This is a genomic window from Desulfoscipio gibsoniae DSM 7213, from assembly GCF_000233715.2.
Lineage (GTDB): Bacteria > Bacillota > Desulfotomaculia > Desulfotomaculales > Desulfallaceae > Sporotomaculum > Sporotomaculum gibsoniae.
Window position 1 is genome coordinate 959,961 of the sequence record NC_021184.1, and the last position, 20,495, is coordinate 980,455.

Here is a 20,495-nt window from a genome sequence, read left to right on the forward strand (position 1 = left end):
TCTTGCTTCCTTACTTCACGTGCTTCCCCATTGCCGGTGGTTGCTTATGGGCTAAATCCACGATTTCGCTGGCTAACAGCTGCAATCTTTCCCTTAGTTTAAACACGCAGTAGGAATTTTCCGCGTAACCCCGGACAATATCCTCCGCAAGTGCCCGGCAGTTGGGCGAGCCACAGGAACCGCAGTCCAGACCCGGCAGCTGGGCGGTGATGTGCTCTACCTCCTCCAGCATGGTGATGGCCTGGTTGATATCGTCACTTAGCTGCAGTGTGGGACGCGGGGGGATGGGACCGGGGAGTCGGTAATAATCCGGGTCGCTGGGGAAGTCAGGTAACGGCTGCCGGCAGTCGGCCAGTTTTTTCAGCAGCTTTTCCATACGTACCCGGGCCACGAAAAGATTCTGGGGGGTCAGGGGACCGCCGATACACCCTCCTGTACAGGCTTGGGCCTCCACATAATCAATATCTGCCAGTTCACCCCGCTCAATCTCTTCCAATACATTAATTACATTGTGTATACCATCCACTGCCAGCAGCGCGTGTTCCTTGATGGCGTGATTTTCGCCGCCGGTTTTACCCCAGCCTACACCCAGGGCCGGTGACAGGCTGTTGCGCGAATCGTCGGCTGCGTCTGAAAGCCGTTGCAGTATAGCGCCGTAGATGTCGGACATGGAAAAAGCCCCGTCCACATAGGAACGCTTCCCAAATGGCTGCTTAACGGCGGTTACCTTGGCCGGGCAGGGGGTAATGAAGAATATACCTATGGCTTTATCGGCCAGGCCGTGTTCCTGCCGGGCTTTCTCCCGGGCCAGACGGGCTGAGACCTCCATAGGGGTTTCTATGGGGGCGATGTGCTCTAAAAGGCCGGGGAACCTTACCTGCATCAGCCGTACCACCGCCGGGCAGGCCGAGGAAATCACCGGCTGGGGCCGGGGACGGTGTTCAATATAACGGCGCAGGTGATTGGAAACGGCCACGGCGCCCACGGCAACTTCATATACCTCGTCAAAGCCTATCTTTAAAAGGGCGCTCAGTATGTTGCCGGGCAGTACATCCGGTCCGAACTGGGCATATAGTGATGGGGCCGGAAGGGCGATGTTGTATTGATAGTCCGCCAGCTTCTCCAGCGGGTCGGTAATGGCCAGCTTGGCCCGGTTAGGGCAAATGCGGATGCATTCCCCGCAGTCTATACAGCGCTCCTCGATAATGATGGCCTGTCCCTCGCGCACTCGGATGGCTTCCGTGGGGCAATGTTTAATGCAATTGGTACATCCTTTGCACTTATCCCGGTCCAGCATGACCGAGTGAAAATAGTGTGGCATATTAATCACCGCTTGTTTGGTTATTAATGATTGCCGTAAGCCGCGTGCCTACGTTAACCTCTGAAGTAAGCTGCATGTGGCTGGCGCTTTTTTTAATGTTGGGCAGTCCCATGCCGGCCCCGAAACCCATTTTTCTGATGTGGTCGGGGGCGGTGGAATAACCTTCCCGCATAGCTTGGGATATATCGGGTATACCCGGTCCTTCATCCACCGCCTCTATTTCCACACGGTCCGGGTGAATGTATGCCGCCAGGCGACCCTGCCGGGCGTGAATGACAATGTTTAATTCGGCCTCATAAGCGACAATAACGGCTCGCCGCACGGTGTCCACGTGCATGCCCACCAGCTGCAGGGCTTTTTTTATTTGGGCGGCTGCTTCACCGGCCCGGTTGAAGTCCATACCTTGGACACTGAACTCCATTTGCAATATTTATCACTCTCTCTGTTGTTTCATATTGTTAAGGTATAGTCATCCCGGGATAATTTATGAACTAAGCAAACCTTGCTGGTACAACAGGCCGCAGCTTTCAAAGAGAAACCGCCTGGTTATCAGCAGCGGTAATTTTTTATTTATGGCCAGCTGGATGATATCTTGTCCCGGCTTTTTGCCGCGCACAAATAGTATGGCGTTGGCCTCAATCATATCAGCCACTCTGACGATTTGGATGTTGGTAAGCCCGGTTATCAGAAGGCAATCCGGCCGGGAAAAACACAAAGAATCACTGATTAAATCGCAGCCAAAGCCCGAACCAACTTCGGTATCCAGTAAATCTTCACCGCATATTACCTCTGCGTCCAGTATGTGTTTTACTTCATGCAGTTTAATAGCCCCTCACCCGCCTGTTAAAAAAATGTTTATTAGAGGATTAAGTGGTTAATAATTCAATTCTTAACCACTTATCAAAACCATTGTGCTTAAATAGTAACGTATCTGCTTTTTTAAATCAATCACTGATTTATGGGTTTAGGGAAGTTGGTAGTCGTGCTTCCTAGATTCCCCGGCAGGGGGCATGCGATTCGGATGGAGAGACATAAAAACAGGAAGATGAGAAGCATAGTAATCACCGCTAAGACGATCTGTTTTTTAACATATGTCTGATAGCATCAAGCGGGTGTATGTAAAGCATGCGAGGGCCTGAAAAACGCATTACTTTCTTGATTTTGCCTCGCATTTCTGGCTTGTAACAGTGCAGAGGGCATTTTTCACAGGTGGGCTTGTCATTGCCAAACCGGCAGTTATCCAGCCTTTTAGAAGCATAAACCAATAATTCCCGGCAATCATGGCACAGGTCTTGCCTCGCGCCGTGTTTCTTGCGGCAGTACAGTTTGATCATTTTGCATATAGTGTCTTTTTCGGCCTCAATGACTTGTTTTTTCATAGTCTATAATCCTTGCCCAGTGGGGCCTGCCTTGTTCCTTTGATGAACTAGCACCCTGTTTAAAAACAACGGAAAAAGTGGTGCCCCCGGTGCCGGTATCTATTTTTATGGCCGCATTATGTCGTGCAGCAATACTGAAACAAACTGCCAAACCAAGGCCGGTTCCTTCTTCCTTGGTAGTAAAAAAGGGAGTACCGATTTTATTCAATGCCTCCGGGGCAATGCCGCAGCCCTGGTCCTTTACGGATAAAACCACTTCTTCATCTTTATCTATAGATGTTTTTATAATCAGCCTGCCTTTGGGTTGCATGGCCTCCAGTCCGTTGCGAACCAAATTCAGCAGCAGTTGCCTGATTTCCTTTTCATCAAGCAGCAGATCAGGCACCTCCTGCAAGTCCAATATTATAATTTTATCCGAGTTTACGGCATCCGCATTCATCAGCGGGGCCATGGCCTCCACAATGGCTGTGATGTTCTGCATTTTATAATTAACGGGTCTGTCCTTGGCCAGAGAAAGATATTCCGAGATTATTGAATTGGCACGGTCCAGTTCCTGAATCATCAAATCATAGTATTCTTTATACCTCAGGCAGTCCTCCTTGGCGCTAAGTATTTGTAAAAAACCTCGCACCGTAGTCATGGGATTCCTTATTTCATGACCTATACCGGCAGCCATTTCACCCACCAGGTTAAGCCGGTCCAGGTTGGCCATTTCCTTTTCCATTTGCTTTTCCCCGGTTATATCCTCAGCAAATTTTAAAATATGTGTAATCCGGCCCCCGGAATCCCTCAGGGAAGAAAGGCAAACATTTTCCCAGTAATATTCCCCGTTTTCTTTTTTGCTGATTATTTCCTCTTTCCATTCCCCGCCGGTTTTAATTATCTCCGATAACTGTTCTAAATTGTTGATCCGGTCACCTAAAAATTCCACAATCTCTTTGCCGTCAACATCTTGGAGTGAGTAGCCTGTGATGTGGGTAAAACTGTTATTAACATACTGTATCCTACCGCCGGTGTCCGCTATTACCACCATCGCCGGGCTTTGCTCCACGGCGCAGGATAGAACTTTGAGTTGTTCTTCGGCTTTCTCCCTGGAGGCGATTTCTTCCTTCAGGGAGCGCAAGCTTTGATTTAAATGCTTGTGGTGGTTCGCCTCCAAGTTGGTCAGCCCGCCCACAAGCCAGCCCATTACATACAACATACCAATAAAAAGCAGATGCGCTTCTATGGCCTGGTAAATATTTGTATGGCCTGCTGTAAAGGTGTTATACAAAACCAGTACAAAAGTACACAGGGTGGACATAACTAACCCACCTGTTTTACCGGCCATGGAAGCAGCTACCAGAACGGGTAGCAGCAGGATGATTTCGATGTCATCAATGCTGTTGTCTACAGCCAGCAGGGTAACCAATGTTATAACCAGGGGAAAAGATAAGTAAGTTGCCTTGGTTAATGAAATAGTATTAATATCATCTAATAAAAAGTCCTTTCTTGTTTTTAAAATAAAAACAATGCCTAACGCAATTAATCCCACTCCTACAAAAAAGCGAAGATTAATTATGGGATATATCTGGGCCGGTATAAAAAATTTATTACTGAGAACCAGTGAAGATATCATGACCAGAAGGCAAAGCATATGCGTAGTGATCAAATATTCCTGTAGCTCTTTTTCTCTATAGGGCATATTGTCCGTTATCATGCTCTTCACCCTCTTTGTAACGTTTTCATAAGTCAGGGGTGGAAATCACCACCCCCAATGCAATAGCCAAACATAATAAAATTCAAGATGAAAATTTTCTTATTTCCTCAGTGCTTCAGGTACCTCGGGTTGATAGTGGGACATCGCGCATGCGCCGGCCGCGGTAACACTGGCTAAAAACAATAGTACCGAGACCATAAATACAAACAATCTGGCCATAACCCTTTTCATCGTTACACCCCCTTTATTTTTTGAATGAGATAGTATCAATAATTGACATTAGTTTATGTCCCCAAACGGTGAGCGTAAAACTTGTCCACAGCAAAGTTAAACTGATGCAGGCACGGGCTATTTCGGCATACTGCCACTGGCTGTCCCTGAACCACATTGCCGCAGCAGTTACCAACACCACAAAGGTAATGGAGATATATTTCAGCTTTTTCCTCCGGAGGGGCGATGTGATGGGGGCGGCGGGAGAATCCACCGGGGCCAGAATTATCATAGCAGTTATTCCCACCACAAAGGCTACGGCTGATAGTATGTCAACAAACCCTTGGTTCAAGCGGCTGAAATATGCACCCAGCAGGGCAAGCAGGGGAAATATGACAACGGTGACAGCGGCGCAACGCAAGGGGGAATTTGAATGTGCTCCTCCGGCGCTGTGCCTGAATAATACTGCTACAACCAGGCAAGTTGCGACTCCGGGCAGTACTCCCAGGAAAGCTCCCAGCAGAAGCGTGCAGAAAATGTTCAAAAAGTTTAAGGCCAACACCTCAATAACATATGCCAGGATGGTTTCCTGCTCTGCCGGGAGGTCGGTTTGGCGACTCAGGTAACTGGCCCAGCGCCTGCTGAAGGATAGATAGCTCATATTTTCCACATACCTTCCAGATGTTTTCTGTACTTTGCAATAACCAGGGCAATGGCAATCATGATAAATGCCTGGGGCAACCCTATTAGCAACCACGTATACTCATCGGATATCAACTGGCTGACTTCCGCCTGTAAAAGGAAAATAAACAGTTCATGTATGGTAAGCTCCAGTAGCGACAGAATGGCATAACCAGCGAACACGACAACAAAGCTTGTGGAAGGTGGTACCCTGGTGGCCTTGGCGATAAACAGCACGCACAATAAAATAAACGCCACGGTGTGCAGCCCGAAGGTGACAGGCATGTTCCGAATAATATAAATTACTATCGTCAAAATACTTGCGAAAGCCAGGATCACTCCCCAGCGCAGTTTTACTCTGGCCAGAGCCAGGCTGCAGGCAATAATGCCCGCAAGTTCGGGTATTCCCTGTAGATAAAATAATAATGTCTCAATCATTATTGCACCTCGTTAAGCTGTCAGCAGGAAAGTCAAAAACTGGCAATTATTGCAAAATGTTGAAATCTCATATTATTATTATTTCATCTTTCTACAGCTTGCCAAAAAATCCTATTAAATGAATGCATATTTCGATCGTAAAAATGTGACACCAATCGTCATATTTCAGCAGCTTAAACCTGTTTTTAATCCCAACGATTGCTGGTCCTTAAGGCGCGGGAGGCAGTACCTAATGGAAAACGGTCAATTGTGGCTATACTGCCGTCATTTAAGCGATCCTTTACCCAGGGGCTACCTGTGTGTGCCTATGATGGCCCATGGTGAGGCACTGGGAATACTACATTTGCAGTGGCACAGCGACTCTGTGCCGGATCACTCCAAGTAAATCTGGCCAAGCAATTGCAAGATGTTAGGTCCTTCAGCGTTGAGAATCTGGTATTACATGCTTTTGTCAACTTGCAATGGAACGTATAAAAAATTATAATTTAAGATATAGAGAAAAAATGAACAAATATGCTTGTTAAATAGTAAAAAAGGAGGTTTTGTTTTGGCGGTTAATTTACAAAAGGGACAAAAGGTGGATTTAACGAAAGGTAGACCCGGACTTTCCAAGGTTATTGCCGGTCTGGGGTGGGATACCAATAAATTTGACGGTCCCGACTTTGATTTAGATGCATCGGCTTTTCTGTTGGGTGAGAACGGTAAATGCGCCAGTGCCGATGACTTTGTATTTTATAATAACTTAAAGCACGCCAGCGGTTCTGTCGAGCATTTAGGGGACAACCTTACCGGTGAGGGCGAAGGTGATGATGAGCAAATTAAAATTGATTTAAGTAAAGTGCCCGCTCATGTTCACAAAATTGCCCTTACTGTGACCATTCACATGGCCAGTGAGCGCAACCAGAATTTTGGTTTGGTATCCAACGCCTTTGTCCGCATAGTGGACGAAAACTCAGGCGCGGAACTACTGCGTTACGACCTCAGTGAGGATTATAGTATTGAGACTGCTCTGGTGTTTGCAGAGCTTTACCGGCATGGTGCAGAGTGGAAGTTTGCCGCTGTAGGCCAGGGATTTAATGACGGATTGGCTGGTCTGGTACGCTTGTATGGTTTGGAATAAGAAGGGAGCATTTAAGTGATTAACCTACAAAAAGGGCAGAAGATTGATCTCACTAAAACCAACCCCGGCTTAACTAAAATTATGGTGGGTTTGGGCTGGGACCCCGCCGATAATCATGGTGGTGGCGGGAAAGGCTTACTTGGCAGTTTGTTTGGCGGGGGAGCTAAGACCAGTAATATTGACTGCGACGCCTCTGTGTTCATGCTTGATGCCAAAGGTAAGTTGGCTAAGAATAAAAACCTCGTTTACTTCGGCAATAAGACAAGCCCCTGTGGTAGCGTGCGCCATTCGGGTGACAATCTCACCGGAGAGGGCGATGGCGATGATGAACAAATTATGGTGGACTTGTCCAGGGTGCCTGCTGATGTGCACCGGCTGGTGTTTGTGGTGAATATCTACGACTGTGAAAAGCGCAAGCAACATTTTGGTATGATTCGCAATGCCTTTATTCGTGTTGTAAACACTTCAAATAATCAGGAACTATGCAAATATAACTTGTCCGAAGGATATGAGAACAAGACAACGCTGATTACCGGAGAAGTGTACCGCCATCAAGGGGAGTGGAAGTTTGCCGCTTTGGGCGAATCTACCACAGACCCGGGATTACAAAGCTTATCAAGGCGGTTTTTATAGGTATATAATGTCAGAGATAATAGACAGGGGATATGATAAAGGGTAAAACAGGAGGTTCAATATAATGATATCACTGGCCAAAGGTCAAAAAATAGATTTAACCAAAACCAACCCCGGCCTGACTAAAATTATGGTGGGTCTTGGTTGGGACACCAATAAATATGATGGTGGCAACGAATTTGATTTAGATGCCGTGGCTTTTTTGGTTAACTCGGAAGGCAAGGCCACCGGTGACGGGGCATTTATATTCTACAACAACAAACAGGATCCCAGCGGTTCAATTGTTCTATCGGGGGATAACCGTACCGGTGAAGGGGAAGGCGATGATGAAACGGTTAAAATAAACTTGGCCGGTGTTCCCGCCGAGGTACAAAAAATTGCCATCTGCATTAATATCCACGAGGCTGATACCCGCAACCAAAATTTTGGTCAAGTGTCCAATGCCTTTGCACGGGTAGTTAATGAAGACAATGGCGAAGAAATCCTTCGCTATGATTTGGGTGAGGATTACTCAATTGAAACTGGCCTTGTGGTGGCTGAAATATATCGCCATAACGGCGAGTGGAAATTTAGTGCCGTGGGCAGTGGTTTCCAGGGTGGCCTGGCTGCGCTGGCTGCAACCTATGGTTTGAACGCCGGCTAATAAGATTAAACTTTTCAAGCATAATACCACTAACTGTATGCAAGGGGTGCACATTTTGGCACCCCTTTATCCTAGACCTGCTGTTTGGCCGGCTGTAGAATTACTTTTGCTGCCAAGACCTTGCCTTTAGTTGTATTGGTAATAACAACGGACTGGTTTTTGTTATTACCCGCACCGGCTATCGTTGGCGCTGATTACCTGGCTGATGCCTGTGCACACCCTGTTGATATCTGTTGGCTTAAGCCGGTGCGTTGGTAATAGCCATGTGGGTGGAAAGGGCCCTGACGCTTTATCAAACTATACGTGATGTATACTAAGGAGGAATTTTGAAGAATTGGATGCAATAACAGGATTTCTATCGGGGCTGCTGGTCAGCTATGGGCAATTCTTTTCCTGGGATGCCATAGTTGGGGTGGTCACTGACCCGGTAAGTTGGGGCATCATTTTCTGGCTTGTCATATTGGAAGGCCTGTTATCCTGTGATAACGCGCTGGTTCTGGCCGTGGTGGTAAGGCGTCTGCCCAAGCACCAGCAGAAAAAAGCGCTTCTTTACGGTATTTGGGGTGCGTACTTTTTCCGCTTTGTAGCCATTGGATTAGGTGCTTATTTAATTAAAATACAATGGGTGCAGATACTGGGGGCGGGATATCTTTTATGGATGTCCGCCAAATACTTTATGTCCAGAAAACAAGCGGAACCCGCCGCTGATGATCATGATGATGAGCCCAAGGTGAGGAGAGGTGGTTTTTGGGATACCTTTTGGGGTACAGTAATTACCGTTGAATTAATGGATATTTCCTTTAGTGTAGATAGTATCCTGGCTGCCTTTGCCATGAGCGATCAAGTCTGGGTATTATTTATGGGTGGTCTGCTGGGTATCTTGATGATGCGGGGCGTAGCCACCATATTTATTAAATGGCTGGAAAAATACCCGACCCTGGAATCCGCCGCTTATGTACTAATTGCCTTGATTGGTGGCAAACTAATGGGCCAGGCCTTTGGCTACCATGTTTCCCACTACGTACTATTTGGAGTTATGGCGGCGGTGTTGCTGGGTACCATGGTGTTGGACCGCATGCGTGAAGGTGGCAAAAAAGAGGCATGAGTTATTTTAGTTATCTAACTGATGAACAAAAGCAAAGGATATTTTATATCTCTCCTTACCAGGGTCCTTTGGATAACGATAAGCATACACTGGCCCATGCTTTGGGGGCCACCTTATACATGCCCGGCACGCATTACAGGGCAATCAGCAGTATAGTTGATCATCAAATTCCCGGGCTAGTTTCCACAGTGTTATGTCTGGAGGATGCGGTGGACGACCGGGATGTGGACGATGCTGAAAAAAACCTGGTACTGCAGCTTGGTCAGCTGTCTGTCCTAAAGATAAAGGGGAGTGTACTCCCCTTTATCTTTATCAGGGTCAGGGATCCCGAACAGTTTCAAAGGATTACCCGATCTTTTGGCACGGCGCTGGATGTTTTAACCGGGTTTGTTTTTCCTAAATTTGAAGTCGGTAGAGGTGGGGAATACTTTGCTCACCTGGCGGAAACCAACGCCCGGCTGGGAAAAAGGTTTTACGGTATGCCTATATTGGAGAGCCCCCAGGTGATTCACCTGGAATCCAGGGTCACACACCTTTTAAATATAAAAAAATTATTGGATCGATACAAAGATATTGTTTTAAATGTACGCATGGGGGCCACAGATTTATCAGGCTTATATGGTCTGCGCAGGAGTCCCGAGCTGACCATATATGATATTGCGGTGATTCGTGATTTTATTGCCGACTTGGTGAATATTTTTGGCAGGCCCGAGGACGGTTATGTGTTATCCGGGCCGGTCTGGGAATATTTTTCCTCGGGCTCCAGGGTGTTAAAGCCGCAGCTTAGACAAACCCCCTTCCAAGAGCAGTTTGGCAGTGACGGCAGCAAACTGAGGGAGAATCTTCTGTGCAGTTATATCGACGGGCTTATCCGGGAAGTAATGCTGGATAAGGCTAACGGTTTAATAGGCAAGACCATCATTCACCCCACCCACCTGCTGCCGGTACAGGCCTTGTATGCTGTGACCCACGAAGAATATTGCGATGCCAGGGACATACTGGCCAACAGTGAAAGTGGTGGAGTTACTAAAAGTATTTATAACAACAAAATGAATGAAGCCAAACCGCATACCAACTGGGCCAAAAGAATCATGACGTTATCTAAAATATATGGGGTGCTCAATGAAAAGTATGATTACACAAGTATCATCTACGAAGGAGAAAAGCTTCAAAGTATTGGATAGCTTAACGGTGGGCATTAAGGAGGAGGAGAATTATTTTAGCCTGCCCACGGAGGTTGTTTTTTCCATGGCTGCCAGAAACAACCCCAAAAGAAGTTATTTATTTGTCAGTAAGCTGATTGGTAAGCATATTCCGGTGCGTCCCGGGACACCTTTTATCGCGGGATTCCTTTTAGCCTCCAGGCTGGCCCAAACCCTGGGGCTGCCGGTTGTAAACCATCAAATAAGTGCTTTTGTGGATACCCTGGTCCTTGACCGGGCCGGCCAGCTGCCGGCGGTTAATGGACCTTATCAAACTTTTCGCTCCCCTAACAATGTTAAAAAACATCAACCCTATAAGCCCTATCAACCCTATCATTTGCCCGGCCGGGCACTGTTTATTGGTTTTGCAGAAACGGCCACCGCCCTCGGTCATGCGGTGTTCAGCTGCTTTGCGGGCCGACACCGTTACCTGCATACCACGCGGGAAAACCTGGCCGGCTCCTATGATACTTTATTCTTTACCGAGGCGCACTGCCACGCGCCGGAGCAGCGGTGCCTGATCAGTGACGCCAGCCTGGTGGAAGGCAATGATCTGCTGGTTTTAATTGACGACGAAATCACTTCAGGCAATACCTGCCTAGATATCATAAAAACTATCCAGGGTAAGTACCCCCAGAAAAAGTATGTGGTTTTAACCATTCTGGATTGGCGTTCTAACCGGGCAATGCAAAACTACAGCCAACTTGAAAAGGAGCTGGGTGTACCGATTGAAGTGCTGGCCCTTATAAAAGGAAGCTTTTGGTCCCGGGGTACCTCCCCGGTACTGGACAGTCCCCTTGCTGTCGCAAGCTGCGCAAGCGGCCCGGCCGGGGCGGTGCGTATGCTGCACCTGCCCATGGGTGTGACAGTGCATGCTGAGGTGGCTGGCTCCGGAGGCACCAGGGCCGGCTATCTTGGTTCTACCGGACGGTTCGGCCTGGATGAACAGCAAAACAATCTTTTGCACGACCAGGCCAGGGCACTGGGTCAAAAACTGGCGCGTCAAAGGCAGGGCAAAAGAACGCTTTGCCTGGGCACCGGTGAGTTTATGTATATACCTTTTCTTGTTGCCGGGTTTATGGGAGCCGGCGTTTGGGTGCAGTCCACTACTCGCAGCCCGGTGCATCCCCACCTAAGGGACGATTATGCAGTTAAATATGCCATCACTTTTGAGGACCCCTTCCGGCCAGGTGTGCCAAACTATGTTTATAATATACCGCCCCGTATCTATGATGAAGTATTTGTGTTTTGGGAACGCCAGGTGCTGCCCCGGCAGGTGGCCCCGCTGGTTCAGGCACTACAACAGGCAGGTATACCCAATATTACATTTGTTATTTTCTGCAGCTAGCCGGGAGGTGTTTCACCATTTACAGCAAGAACTTAGATAAACAAGCCAGCCCTGGCGTTCGGTTAAGCAATCATCTGGTGGATAGTCATCCCCCGGAGCGGGCTGGAGAAGACAATCATAGTGCGCAGTTGGGTAATCATACGGTGAATAAACATAACCCGGATCGGGACAGTATGGGCGACTGCGGTTCAGGGCTGGGTAAGCAATTGTCTAGTAAATATACGCTTGTGCAAACTAAAACAGATAGGCATGGCGATATGCTTAGTAATTACCCGATCGTGCCCGACCCCGCTCCCCTGGGCAGCTATGCGGCCCGGGATGTGGTGTTTTTATTAAAAGACATTGGCCCATATGTAGTGGAGCAGGGTAACGAGGCCAGGGAAAAGGCTATGCAAAGCGGCCGGCATTATTCTGAAATGCTGCCTATTGAATATCAGCCCACCCGGGAATATATTGATTTGTTTCACCAATCATTGCAGGAAACAGGTCGCCGGTTGGCGCTGGCTGCGGCCATTGTAGCAGAACAAATTATGCGTAAACGGGGCCGCCGCGTGGCGCTGGTATCCCTGGCCAGGGCCGGTACTCCGGCAGGAGTGCTTATTAAAAGGTACCTGCGGTGTTTTTACGGTCTTGATGCCCCCCATTACAGCATTTCAATTATCCGTGACCGGGGTATTGACGTAAACGCCATCATTTATATACTGCAAAGGCATCCGGGCTGCAGCATCCAGTTCATTGACGGTTGGACCGGCAAAGGTGCCATTACCAGGGAATTAATTAAAGCCGTGGAGGACTTTGAGCACAAGTTCGGCATCAATTCCGGTACATTGATTAAGGATATTGCCGTACTGGCTGACCCGGGGCACTGCGCTAATATTTTCGGCACCCGGGACGACTTTTTAATTCCCAGCGCCTGCCTTAATGCCACTGTATCCGGTTTAATGTCCAGAACGGTTTTGCGGGATGATTTAATTGGCCCCCTGGATTTTCACGGTGCTAAATTTTATCGAAATTTGGCCCGTGATGACCTTTCCAATTATTTTGTGGACACGGTGGCCGTCTATTTTGCCGCTGTGCGGGACGAGGCCCGTCGTATGCTGCAGCATAACCCCGGCCTGGGTTTGGATGCAGCCCCGGCTTGGCTGGGCAGGCAAGAAACGGTGCGCATCCAGGCTGAGTTTGGTATTGGAAGCATCAATTTGGTCAAGCCAGGGGTTGGGGAAACCACCAGAGTGCTGCTGCGCCGGGTGCCTTGGAAGATACTAGTTAAAGATATTAAACACGCCGATATTAAACATGTGCTGCTGCTGGCCCGGGACAGAGGGGTGCCGGTGGAGGAATACCCTCACATGAGTTATTGCTGCTGTGGGCTGATTAAATCAATGGGGGACAGGACATGATTTTTGCCAGCGACCTTGACCGAACCTTAATTTATTCAGAGAAATTTCTCAGCGACTACCCGGCCCCGGTAAAAGCGGTGGAAACCGGCACCTATCTCTCCTATATGACGGTAGATGCCGCCGGAATGCTCAAGGTTCTAGCTGATAAATTACTTTTAGTGCCCTGTACCACGAGGACGGTGGAACAGTACCGGCGCATAGGTTTTTTACAAAACGAGCTACCGTGCCGGTGTGCTGTCACCAGTAACGGGGCACATCTTTTGGTGGACGGCAGTCTGGATGTTACCTACCGGACGGGTATACTCCAGGCGCTGGCCAATGATTGCGGTGCGGGGCCGGATATATTGAAAGGTTTCAGCCGGCTTTCCGCTGACCAATGGGCCGGCCCCATGCGGCATGCTGACGAGGCATTTTATTACTGCATCGTGGAGCGGGATCAGGTACCGATGCAAGAACTGGCCGAGTTCAGCAGCTGGGCCGGTAAACAAAATTGGTACGTGTCCTTACAGGGTCGCAAGCTTTACCTGGTACCCCGGGTGGTTAATAAATGGACGGCACTGCAGAGGGTGGCGGAGATGGCGGGTGAAGACCAGGTGGTGGCCGCCGGGGATTCTTTACTGGACTTGCCCCTTGTGCTGGGGGCGGATTATGCCATATCCCCTGCTCACGGTGAACTATATGAACAATATGGCGGTTCCCAATACAGCGCATATGCGAACCAGCACCCATACCCACACCATCGTACCTACCAACAACTACATTGGGTGTTTACCAAGTCCTCTGGCATAGCGGCCGGTGAGGAGATTATAAGGACTGTGCTGCAGTTGTTGTAGCCAGTAGCTATTAGATTGTTGGTTGGTTCATGACACGGGGACGTTTCCATTGTCTTATCCTGCGGACATTTGCGCGTCTCGATGGCGATTGAACCGTTCTCATAGCTCCGCTAATCTTAAATTACGCTGTAGTACTAATAACATTAATCATAGAATATTTGTATTGCCCCAGTCTACTCAGCTTTGACAGTGTATTGACTTGAGGAAATTAAATAAGCAGGTTGGGATGTAATCGGCATCACACAGGGCAACGGTAAACGTAATTAAAGGACGGTACTTTAAAGTACCGGCACAGCATATTTGCCGGGGCACTTTGTCAGGGCATGGGCAAGCTTTGGAGTGCCGGGCACCAAAGGAGAAGAATAAATGAAATACAGCATACTTTATCAGGGTGCTTTCCCTCTGCTGCAGGTAAATCTTCAGAAGGGCGAAGTGATCAAGGCCGAATCCGATGCTATGGTGGCCATGTCTACAAACATTGATGTTGAGGGTAAGATGGATGGCGGGTTATTGGGCGGACTCAGTCGCATGCTTACGGGGGAAAGTTTCTTCTTTCAAACCCTTAGCGCCCGCCGGGGGGCCGGGGAGGTGTTGCTGGCCCCGTCCATACCGGGGGATATTGTTGATGTGGAGCTGGACGGGTCCTACAGCTTACTTGTGCAAAAGGACGGCTTTTTGGCCGGTGCCGCTGAATTACAGGTCTCTACCAAAATGCAAAACCTGGCGCAGGGCATCTTCTCGGGGGAAGGTTTCTTTGTGGTGAAGATTAGCGGCAAAGGCATGGTATTTATCAATACTTATGGGGGTATTCATATCATAAACCTGGAGCCGGGCCAGGAATATATAGTGGACAACAGTCACCTGGTGGCCTGGCCTGATTATATGCAATACACCATCGAAAAGGCATCCAGCGGTTGGATATCCACCTTCACTTCGGGTGAAGTGGCGGTCTGCCGTTTCAGGGGACCGGGACCGGTGATTATTCAAACCAGAAACCCCCGGGGCTTTGGCAGCTGGATACGTAAATTTATACCAACTAAAAGCTCATAGTGGTGGCCCATTTTACATTGCGCTATTATTATACTATTGTGTTGTCGGCCAAGCTCTACCCGAAGGTGCCCCAAGGAGTCGCTTAGAATTCGGCCGGGGGAACGGATTAATAATTAGCTGTAGTCTGATATTATACCTGTTGCCAAGCGGGTGAAACAGGTTAACTAATGTGATAAATAACAGACATACTGAACCAAAAATACAAATGAGGTGATGGTATTGCCTTTAACCGTGAAGGGGGGGCAAAAAACCGATCTTACCAAAAACCATCCCGGTCTTGCGGAAGTTATGGTGGCCCTGGGCTGGGAAACCGATGCCGTTGCCATTGAAATTGATGCCGCCGCCTTTATGCTCCAAGGAAATGGCCAATGCCGGGGTGACGAGGATTTTATCTTTTATGGCAACCCCACCGGCCGCGGTGGTGCCGTAACCGTGGAAACCGTCCGGGTACCGGATAAAGCGTGCATTAAAATAAATTTGCCCGCGGTTCCTGCCGATGTAGCCAAGATTGCCTTTACGCTGACTATTTACGAAGGTCCCCAAAGGGGCCATACCTTTGGACAGGTGCCCGGTGCATACATAAGGGTGGCCGATACCGGTAACCATGAGTTGATTAAATTTAACATGGACGGAGGCTTTTCCGCCGAAACCGCCATTGTGGTGGCCGAACTATACCGCCATCAAGGCCAATGGAAGTTTAACCCGGTGGCCATGGGTTATCATGGTGGATTGGCCGCGCTGTGCGGAAGTTTCGGTATCGAGGTGGCTGACCAGCCGGACAGTCAAACAGCCAATCCCAAGCCCAACCAGCCCGCCCAGCCGCATAACCAGCCAGTGGTTCAGCCTGCTGGGCAGCCTGCCGGTGCACCGCTTAATTTAGCGGCCAGGACGACTCCGAAACAACCGGTCAATCAGCCCGGTTACGGGGGATCGACTAATCCTGCCGCACCCGGGTCCCAGGCAAGCAAACCTTCCGGGCAGAGGATTAACCTTAGTAAAATTGAGTTGAAGAAAAAAGGCGACAAAATTAACCTGGAGAAAAAAGCCAATAACAAGCTAGGGGAAATATTAGTTAACCTGAACTGGAACCAGCAAAAACAGCCTAAACAATCCACCGGTTTGTTGGGTTCGCTTTTTGGCGGCGGTGGTGGCGGGGTCGACCTGGACCTGGGCTGCCTTATCGATATGAAAAACGGGCAAAAGAGCGTTATCCAGGCCCTGGGCAAAGCCTTCGGCTCATATCACAGTTTTCCCTATATTGCTCTGGACGGTGATGACCGTACAGGTGCGGTTGCCGGTGGTGAAAACCTGCGGATCAACGGCGATCATATTGCCGATTTTAACCGCATTCTTGTCTTTGCCTATATTTACGAGGGGGTGCCCAACTGGGCCCAGGCCGACGGTGTGGTGACTATCAAGCAGCCGGGCGGCCCCGATATTGAAGTGCGGCTAGACGAGCATGACAAACGTAAAATTATGTGCGCCATAGCTTTAATAGAAAATGTGAACAATGAAACCTTAAGCGTGGAACGCCAGGTGCGCTATTTCTCGGGCCACCGGGAAATGGACAGTGCCTATAACTGGGGACTGCGCTGGAAAGCCGACAGCAAGTAATGTGGGAAGGGGAAGCGGTTTCTTGCCTGAAGGTGTAGGTTATGCGAAGATTAAGGGAACCAGCCTTAATACTTATGAGGAACACGCTGAGTACCTGTGGTTCGTGACGGAAAATGGTCAGCCGGTTTCCGGCAGCAATACACCACCGGAAATACCCGCCAAGGTGCTTTTTAAGATGGAGTTGGACAGGGACGCAGCGGTATCTTACGGTTATGTTATGAAGTATCAGGACTGGGTGGGCAATAAGAAACCATTACGTTTTCAGATGATGATCGAAATGGATGTGATTTATTGAATTACACCCGGCTCGGGCACATTGAATAATGCGTGATTACTTATAATATTTTATCTATATACTCTACCTGATAATCCGCACGATTTTTCAGTATTTTGAAAATCTTAATGCGCTGGGTAATTGCTATGGTAAACACTAGTGCAGTTACCATTGCAATACAAATGATTTTAGTCACAGTCAATCACCTGCCGGTGTGAATTTATCTTACTATATTCAATCCTTTGACAAAGTGAGACAAAAAACTGTGCTTAAAATATACCAAAGGAGCATGGTCGTCCAGCCATGCTCCTTTGGTATAAAAATCAAAGAAAAATGGAGATAATGCTCAATATAGGGTTATCGTTGCAAATTTTAGGTGCTAAAGCGATTTGCCATGATTGCTTTAATTGCAATACTATCATTTTATAGGTTAGCACTCGCTGGGGATGAGTGCTAACAATAGCTTAAACAAAAAAGCCAAACATAATTTAATAAGCAGGGGGGTACATATATGGCTGCTGAAGCTGATGCCAAACAACAACAGACTTTAGAGTTTCAGGCAGAGGTAAAACAACTACTGAATATTGTGATTAATTCCCTCTACACCGATCGGGAAATATTTTTGCGGGAGCTGGTATCCAACGCCGCTGATGCACTGGAAAAGTTGAGATACCGGACAATTACCGATAAAGAAGTAGCAGACCCGGATTTGCCGCTGGAGATTACCATTGAAGTAAACGAACAGGATAAAACCCTGACCATCAGCGATACGGGTATTGGTATGACCAGAGACGAGCTGGTGGAAAACCTGGGCACCATCGCTCGATCGGGTTCCCGGGCGTTTTTGCAGCAGCTGGCCGAGGCGGAACAAAAGGACTTGAACTTGATCGGCCAGTTCGGGGTGGGCTTTTACTCGGCTTTTATGGTGGCCAGGCGCGTGCAGGTACTGACGCGCTCCTTTGTGCCCGGTGAAGAGGGCTGCCAGTGGGTTTCCGATGGTGTGGGCAGTTACACCATTGACCAGACCCGGGGGCTTTCCCGTGGCACCAAAATTATACTGGAGCTTAAGGATGACGCCGGGGAATTTGCCTCGCCGGATGCCATTAAGCGGATTATCAAACGCTATTCCAACTTTGTGCCCTTTCCCATTATTATGGGGGGCGAAAAAATCAATACGGTGCAAGCCATATGGGTACGCAACAAAAATGAAATTAAAGACGAGGAATACACTGAGTTTTATAAGTTCATCGCCAATGCCTATGATGAACCGTTTTACCGGCTGCACTTTACCGCCGATGCACCCCTGGCTATAAATGCGCTTTTGTTTGTGCCGCAGGAAAACTTGGAACGCTTTGGCTTCGGTAAAATCGAGCCCGGGGTTTCCCTATACTGCCGCAAGGTAATGCTGCAGCAAAACGCTGAGGGGCTGCTGCCCGAGTGGCTGCGTTTTGTTAAGGGCGTGGTGGACAGTGAGGACATCCCCATTAATATTTCCCGGGAAACAATGCAGGATAGTGCCTTGGTAGCCCGGCTGCGCAAAGTGCTAACCGGTCGCTTCCTCAAGTTTTTGGGTGAGCAGGCCAAGGCCGACCCGGATAAATACAGCGAGTTCTGGAAAAAGTTTGGTATTTTCCTGAAGGAGGGCGCGGCTTCGGATTATGCGTACAGTAAGGACATAGCGCCTCTGCTGCGCTTTGAGTCCTCCAAATCAGAGCCCGGCAAATACATTTCCCTGGATGATTACCTGGCTCGGATGCCGGAAAAACAAAAGCACCTTTATTATATCAACGGGCCGACTCGGGAAATAATCGAAGCCGGTCCGTACCTGGAGGCATTTAAGGTACGTGATTTGGAGGTTATCTATACCCACGAGCCCGTAGATGATTTTGTGCTTACCAACCTGGCCGAATACAAAGATAAGAAACTGGTTTCCGCCGACCAGGCAGAGCTGGATCTGCCGGAAGTAGAGGAGGATAAGGACGCCGGGGCGGATGCCGCCCGGGTTGAAGGCCTGGATCTGAAGAATTTACTGGCCTTTATGAAACAAGCCCTGGGGGACCGGGTTAGCGAAGTACGGGAATCCAAACGCCTGGTGGACAGTCCGGCGGTGCTGATCAATATGGATGACGGCATGACCAGCAGCATGCAGCGGGTGATGCAGGCGCTGCACAAGGATATTGGCGGCATAGGGATCGGTCAGAAGGCATTGGAAATAAACCCTGGTCACAAGCTGATCAAAGGACTGGAGTCATTGCGTCAAAAGGACGCGGACTTTGCCACACTTGCCGTGGAGCAAATTTACGACAACGCTCTCATTGCCTCGGGTCTGCTCACCGACCCCCGTGACATGGTGGACCGCATGTACCGCATACTGGAGCGGGCGCTGGCGGAATAAACAAGCGAAAGAAAAACAGCCGATTATTCGGCTGTTTTTCTTTCGCCCATTGGTGCCGGGTGTTGAAAGGTTGAAAGTTTGGCGGCTTTCAAAAGCGTTGGATATAATCTCCGTTAATAGGGAAATCTTTTAAATATCAACATGCCTATAGACATGGAGGATTCCTATGACCAAGACAAAATTCAAACGACTGCCCAGACATATAGGGGTGATACCTGACGGAAATAGAAGGTGGGCCCAGGGCAAAGGGCTACCCAAGGAGGATGGGTATCAGAATGGTTTGGACCCTGGCATGATGCTGTATGAGTTGTGCGTGGAACTTGGTATTCCGGAGCTTACCTTTTACGGATTCACCCAGGACAATACCAAGCGCCCGGCAGTGCAGACCAGGGCTTTCCAGAGAGCCTGCGTGGATGCTGTGGACATGCTGGCCAACCGGGATGCCTCGCTTTTAGTCATTGGCGATTATGAATCCCCTCTTTTTCCCCCCCAGTTGATGAAATATAAACAAAGAAAAACCTTTGGCCGGGACTTAATTAAAATTAATTTTCTCGTTAACTACGGGTGGAAGTGGGATCTGCATCATTTCATGAATGAAGATTCAACCATTAACAGTGGTAGCGTTAAAATAAAACGCAATGTTTTCCAAACTATTGCTTCTCGTGATATTTCCCGTATTGATTTAATCATTCGTTGGGGAGGGCGGCGAAGACTCAGCGGTTTTTTACCTGTTCAATCGATATACGCGGATTTTTATGTTGTAGACGACCTGTGGCCGGATTTTCAAAGAGAGCATTTTTATGACGCCCTGAATTGGTACGAAAACCAGGACATCACTCTAGGCGGCTAATTGGGGTCAGGCTTAAACTTTCTTAAACTATCTGTGCAATTCGAATAACTTCGATTAACTATGGTTTTTGAACAATGCTCAAGCCCGTTATATTATGCAGCGGGCTTTCGCGGTACATATATGAAAGGTTAACTCAGAGAGTATCGTCCCAGATGTGCGGCGCGTGGTGGATGATTCGGCGGTATGCTGGTGATGGTGGTGCTGGCTATTAATTTTGGAGCCCGCTGGCTGGGATGGTATATTCAGAAACGGTTGACGGCTGCTTAAGAAGCAAGGGCATATTTCCTTTGCTTCTTTTTT

At 48.5% G+C, this 20,495-nt stretch carries 22 protein-coding genes; 14 read left to right on the forward strand and 8 right to left on the reverse strand.

Annotated elements, in window-relative coordinates; genetic code table 11:
* Positions 1–10: 10 nt before the first annotated feature.
* From DESGI_RS04450 to DESGI_RS04480, 8 genes are all read right to left on the reverse strand, one after another.
* A complete protein-coding gene (locus tag DESGI_RS04450; protein WP_006521135.1) occupies positions 11–1,321 on the reverse strand; it encodes a [Fe-Fe] hydrogenase large subunit C-terminal domain-containing protein in 1,311 nt (436 codons plus the stop codon).
* A 1-nt stretch (position 1,322) separates the two neighbouring features.
* Positions 1,323–1,742, reverse strand: a complete 420-nt coding sequence (locus DESGI_RS04455; RefSeq protein ID WP_245561184.1) for an ATP-binding protein — start codon at positions 1,740–1,742, stop codon at positions 1,323–1,325.
* Positions 1,743–1,805: 63 nt separating this feature from the next.
* A complete protein-coding gene (locus DESGI_RS04460) occupies positions 1,806–2,147 on the reverse strand; it encodes a DRTGG domain-containing protein (protein WP_015617917.1) in 342 nt (113 codons plus the stop codon).
* A 241-nt stretch (positions 2,148–2,388) separates the two neighbouring features.
* On the reverse strand, positions 2,389–2,700 hold the full coding sequence (locus DESGI_RS04465) for a nitrous oxide-stimulated promoter family protein (protein ID WP_006521138.1): 312 nt from the start codon (positions 2,698–2,700) through the stop codon (positions 2,389–2,391).
* Complete coding sequence (locus DESGI_RS04470; protein ID WP_006521139.1) at positions 2,681–4,399, reverse strand: ATP-binding protein; 1,719 nt, start codon at positions 4,397–4,399, stop codon at positions 2,681–2,683. The genes DESGI_RS04465 and DESGI_RS04470 overlap by 20 nt, the downstream gene beginning before the upstream one ends.
* A 99-nt stretch (positions 4,400–4,498) precedes the next feature.
* The gene (locus DESGI_RS23605) at positions 4,499–4,630 is read right to left on the reverse strand and encodes a cyclic lactone autoinducer peptide (protein ID WP_006521140.1); all 132 of its coding nucleotides are present in this window, start codon (positions 4,628–4,630) and stop codon (positions 4,499–4,501) included.
* Positions 4,631–4,643: 13 nt separating this feature from the next.
* Positions 4,644–5,270 carry an accessory gene regulator ArgB-like protein gene (locus tag DESGI_RS04475; protein ID WP_006521141.1) on the reverse strand — a complete coding sequence of 209 codons (627 nt, stop codon included), beginning with the start codon at positions 5,268–5,270 and terminating at the stop codon, positions 4,644–4,646.
* Positions 5,267–5,728, reverse strand: coding sequence for a hypothetical protein (locus DESGI_RS04480; protein WP_006521142.1), 462 nt, complete (start codon positions 5,726–5,728; stop codon positions 5,267–5,269). Before DESGI_RS04480 ends, DESGI_RS04475 begins: the two co-directional genes overlap by 4 nt.
* A 232-nt stretch (positions 5,729–5,960) precedes the next feature.
* Here DESGI_RS04480 and DESGI_RS24340 point away from each other — a divergent pair, with 232 nt between their 5' ends.
* The 14 genes from DESGI_RS24340 (at position 5,961) to uppS (ending at position 20,195) form a co-directional block, all read left to right on the forward strand.
* Positions 5,961–6,113 (forward strand): hypothetical protein, encoded by a 153-nt coding sequence (locus tag DESGI_RS24340; protein WP_006521143.1) that lies wholly within the window; start codon positions 5,961–5,963, stop codon positions 6,111–6,113.
* 162 nt (positions 6,114–6,275) lie between these two features.
* A complete protein-coding gene (locus DESGI_RS04485) occupies positions 6,276–6,848 on the forward strand; it encodes a TerD family protein (protein ID WP_006521144.1) in 573 nt (190 codons plus the stop codon).
* Positions 6,849–6,863: 15 nt separating this feature from the next.
* Positions 6,864–7,481 carry a TerD family protein gene (locus DESGI_RS04490; protein ID WP_006521145.1) on the forward strand — a complete coding sequence of 206 codons (618 nt, stop codon included), beginning with the start codon at positions 6,864–6,866 and terminating at the stop codon, positions 7,479–7,481.
* A 64-nt stretch (positions 7,482–7,545) separates the two neighbouring features.
* Positions 7,546–8,124 (forward strand): TerD family protein, encoded by a 579-nt coding sequence (locus DESGI_RS04495; RefSeq protein ID WP_006521146.1) that lies wholly within the window; start codon positions 7,546–7,548, stop codon positions 8,122–8,124.
* Positions 8,125–8,458: 334 nt separating this feature from the next.
* Positions 8,459–9,229, forward strand: a complete 771-nt coding sequence (locus DESGI_RS04500) for a TerC family protein (RefSeq protein WP_006521147.1) — start codon at positions 8,459–8,461, stop codon at positions 9,227–9,229.
* A complete protein-coding gene (locus DESGI_RS04505; RefSeq protein ID WP_006521148.1) occupies positions 9,226–10,413 on the forward strand; it encodes an HpcH/HpaI aldolase/citrate lyase family protein in 1,188 nt (395 codons plus the stop codon). Before DESGI_RS04500 ends, DESGI_RS04505 begins: the two co-directional genes overlap by 4 nt.
* Complete coding sequence (locus tag DESGI_RS04510; protein WP_157872721.1) at positions 10,352–11,779, forward strand: phosphoribosyltransferase family protein; 1,428 nt, start codon at positions 10,352–10,354, stop codon at positions 11,777–11,779. The genes DESGI_RS04505 and DESGI_RS04510 overlap by 62 nt, the downstream gene beginning before the upstream one ends.
* Entirely contained in the window at positions 11,680–13,179 is a 1,500-nt protein-coding gene (locus DESGI_RS04515) for a cysteine protease StiP family protein (protein WP_337833192.1), read from the forward strand. Before DESGI_RS04510 ends, DESGI_RS04515 begins: the two co-directional genes overlap by 100 nt.
* Positions 13,176–14,012 (forward strand): HAD family hydrolase, encoded by an 837-nt coding sequence (locus DESGI_RS04520; protein ID WP_006521151.1) that lies wholly within the window; start codon positions 13,176–13,178, stop codon positions 14,010–14,012. The genes DESGI_RS04515 and DESGI_RS04520 overlap by 4 nt, the downstream gene beginning before the upstream one ends.
* Before the next feature lie 366 nt (positions 14,013–14,378).
* Positions 14,379–15,062: a TIGR00266 family protein gene (locus DESGI_RS04525; RefSeq protein WP_006521152.1), complete on the forward strand. Its 684-nt coding sequence runs from the start codon at positions 14,379–14,381 to the stop codon at positions 15,060–15,062.
* Positions 15,063–15,275: 213 nt separating this feature from the next.
* Positions 15,276–16,676 (forward strand): TerD family protein, encoded by a 1,401-nt coding sequence (locus tag DESGI_RS04530; protein WP_157872722.1) that lies wholly within the window; start codon positions 15,276–15,278, stop codon positions 16,674–16,676.
* A gap of 22 nt (positions 16,677–16,698) precedes the next feature.
* Positions 16,699–16,971 carry a hypothetical protein gene (locus tag DESGI_RS04535; RefSeq protein WP_006521154.1) on the forward strand — a complete coding sequence of 91 codons (273 nt, stop codon included), beginning with the start codon at positions 16,699–16,701 and terminating at the stop codon, positions 16,969–16,971.
* 490 nt (positions 16,972–17,461) lie between these two features.
* The gene (htpG, locus tag DESGI_RS04540) at positions 17,462–19,345 is read left to right on the forward strand and encodes a molecular chaperone HtpG (RefSeq protein ID WP_006521155.1); all 1,884 of its coding nucleotides are present in this window, start codon (positions 17,462–17,464) and stop codon (positions 19,343–19,345) included.
* A 166-nt stretch (positions 19,346–19,511) separates the two neighbouring features.
* Complete coding sequence (gene uppS, locus DESGI_RS04545) at positions 19,512–20,195, forward strand: polyprenyl diphosphate synthase (RefSeq protein WP_006521156.1); 684 nt, start codon at positions 19,512–19,514, stop codon at positions 20,193–20,195.
* The last annotated feature ends 300 nt before the right edge of the window (positions 20,196–20,495 follow it).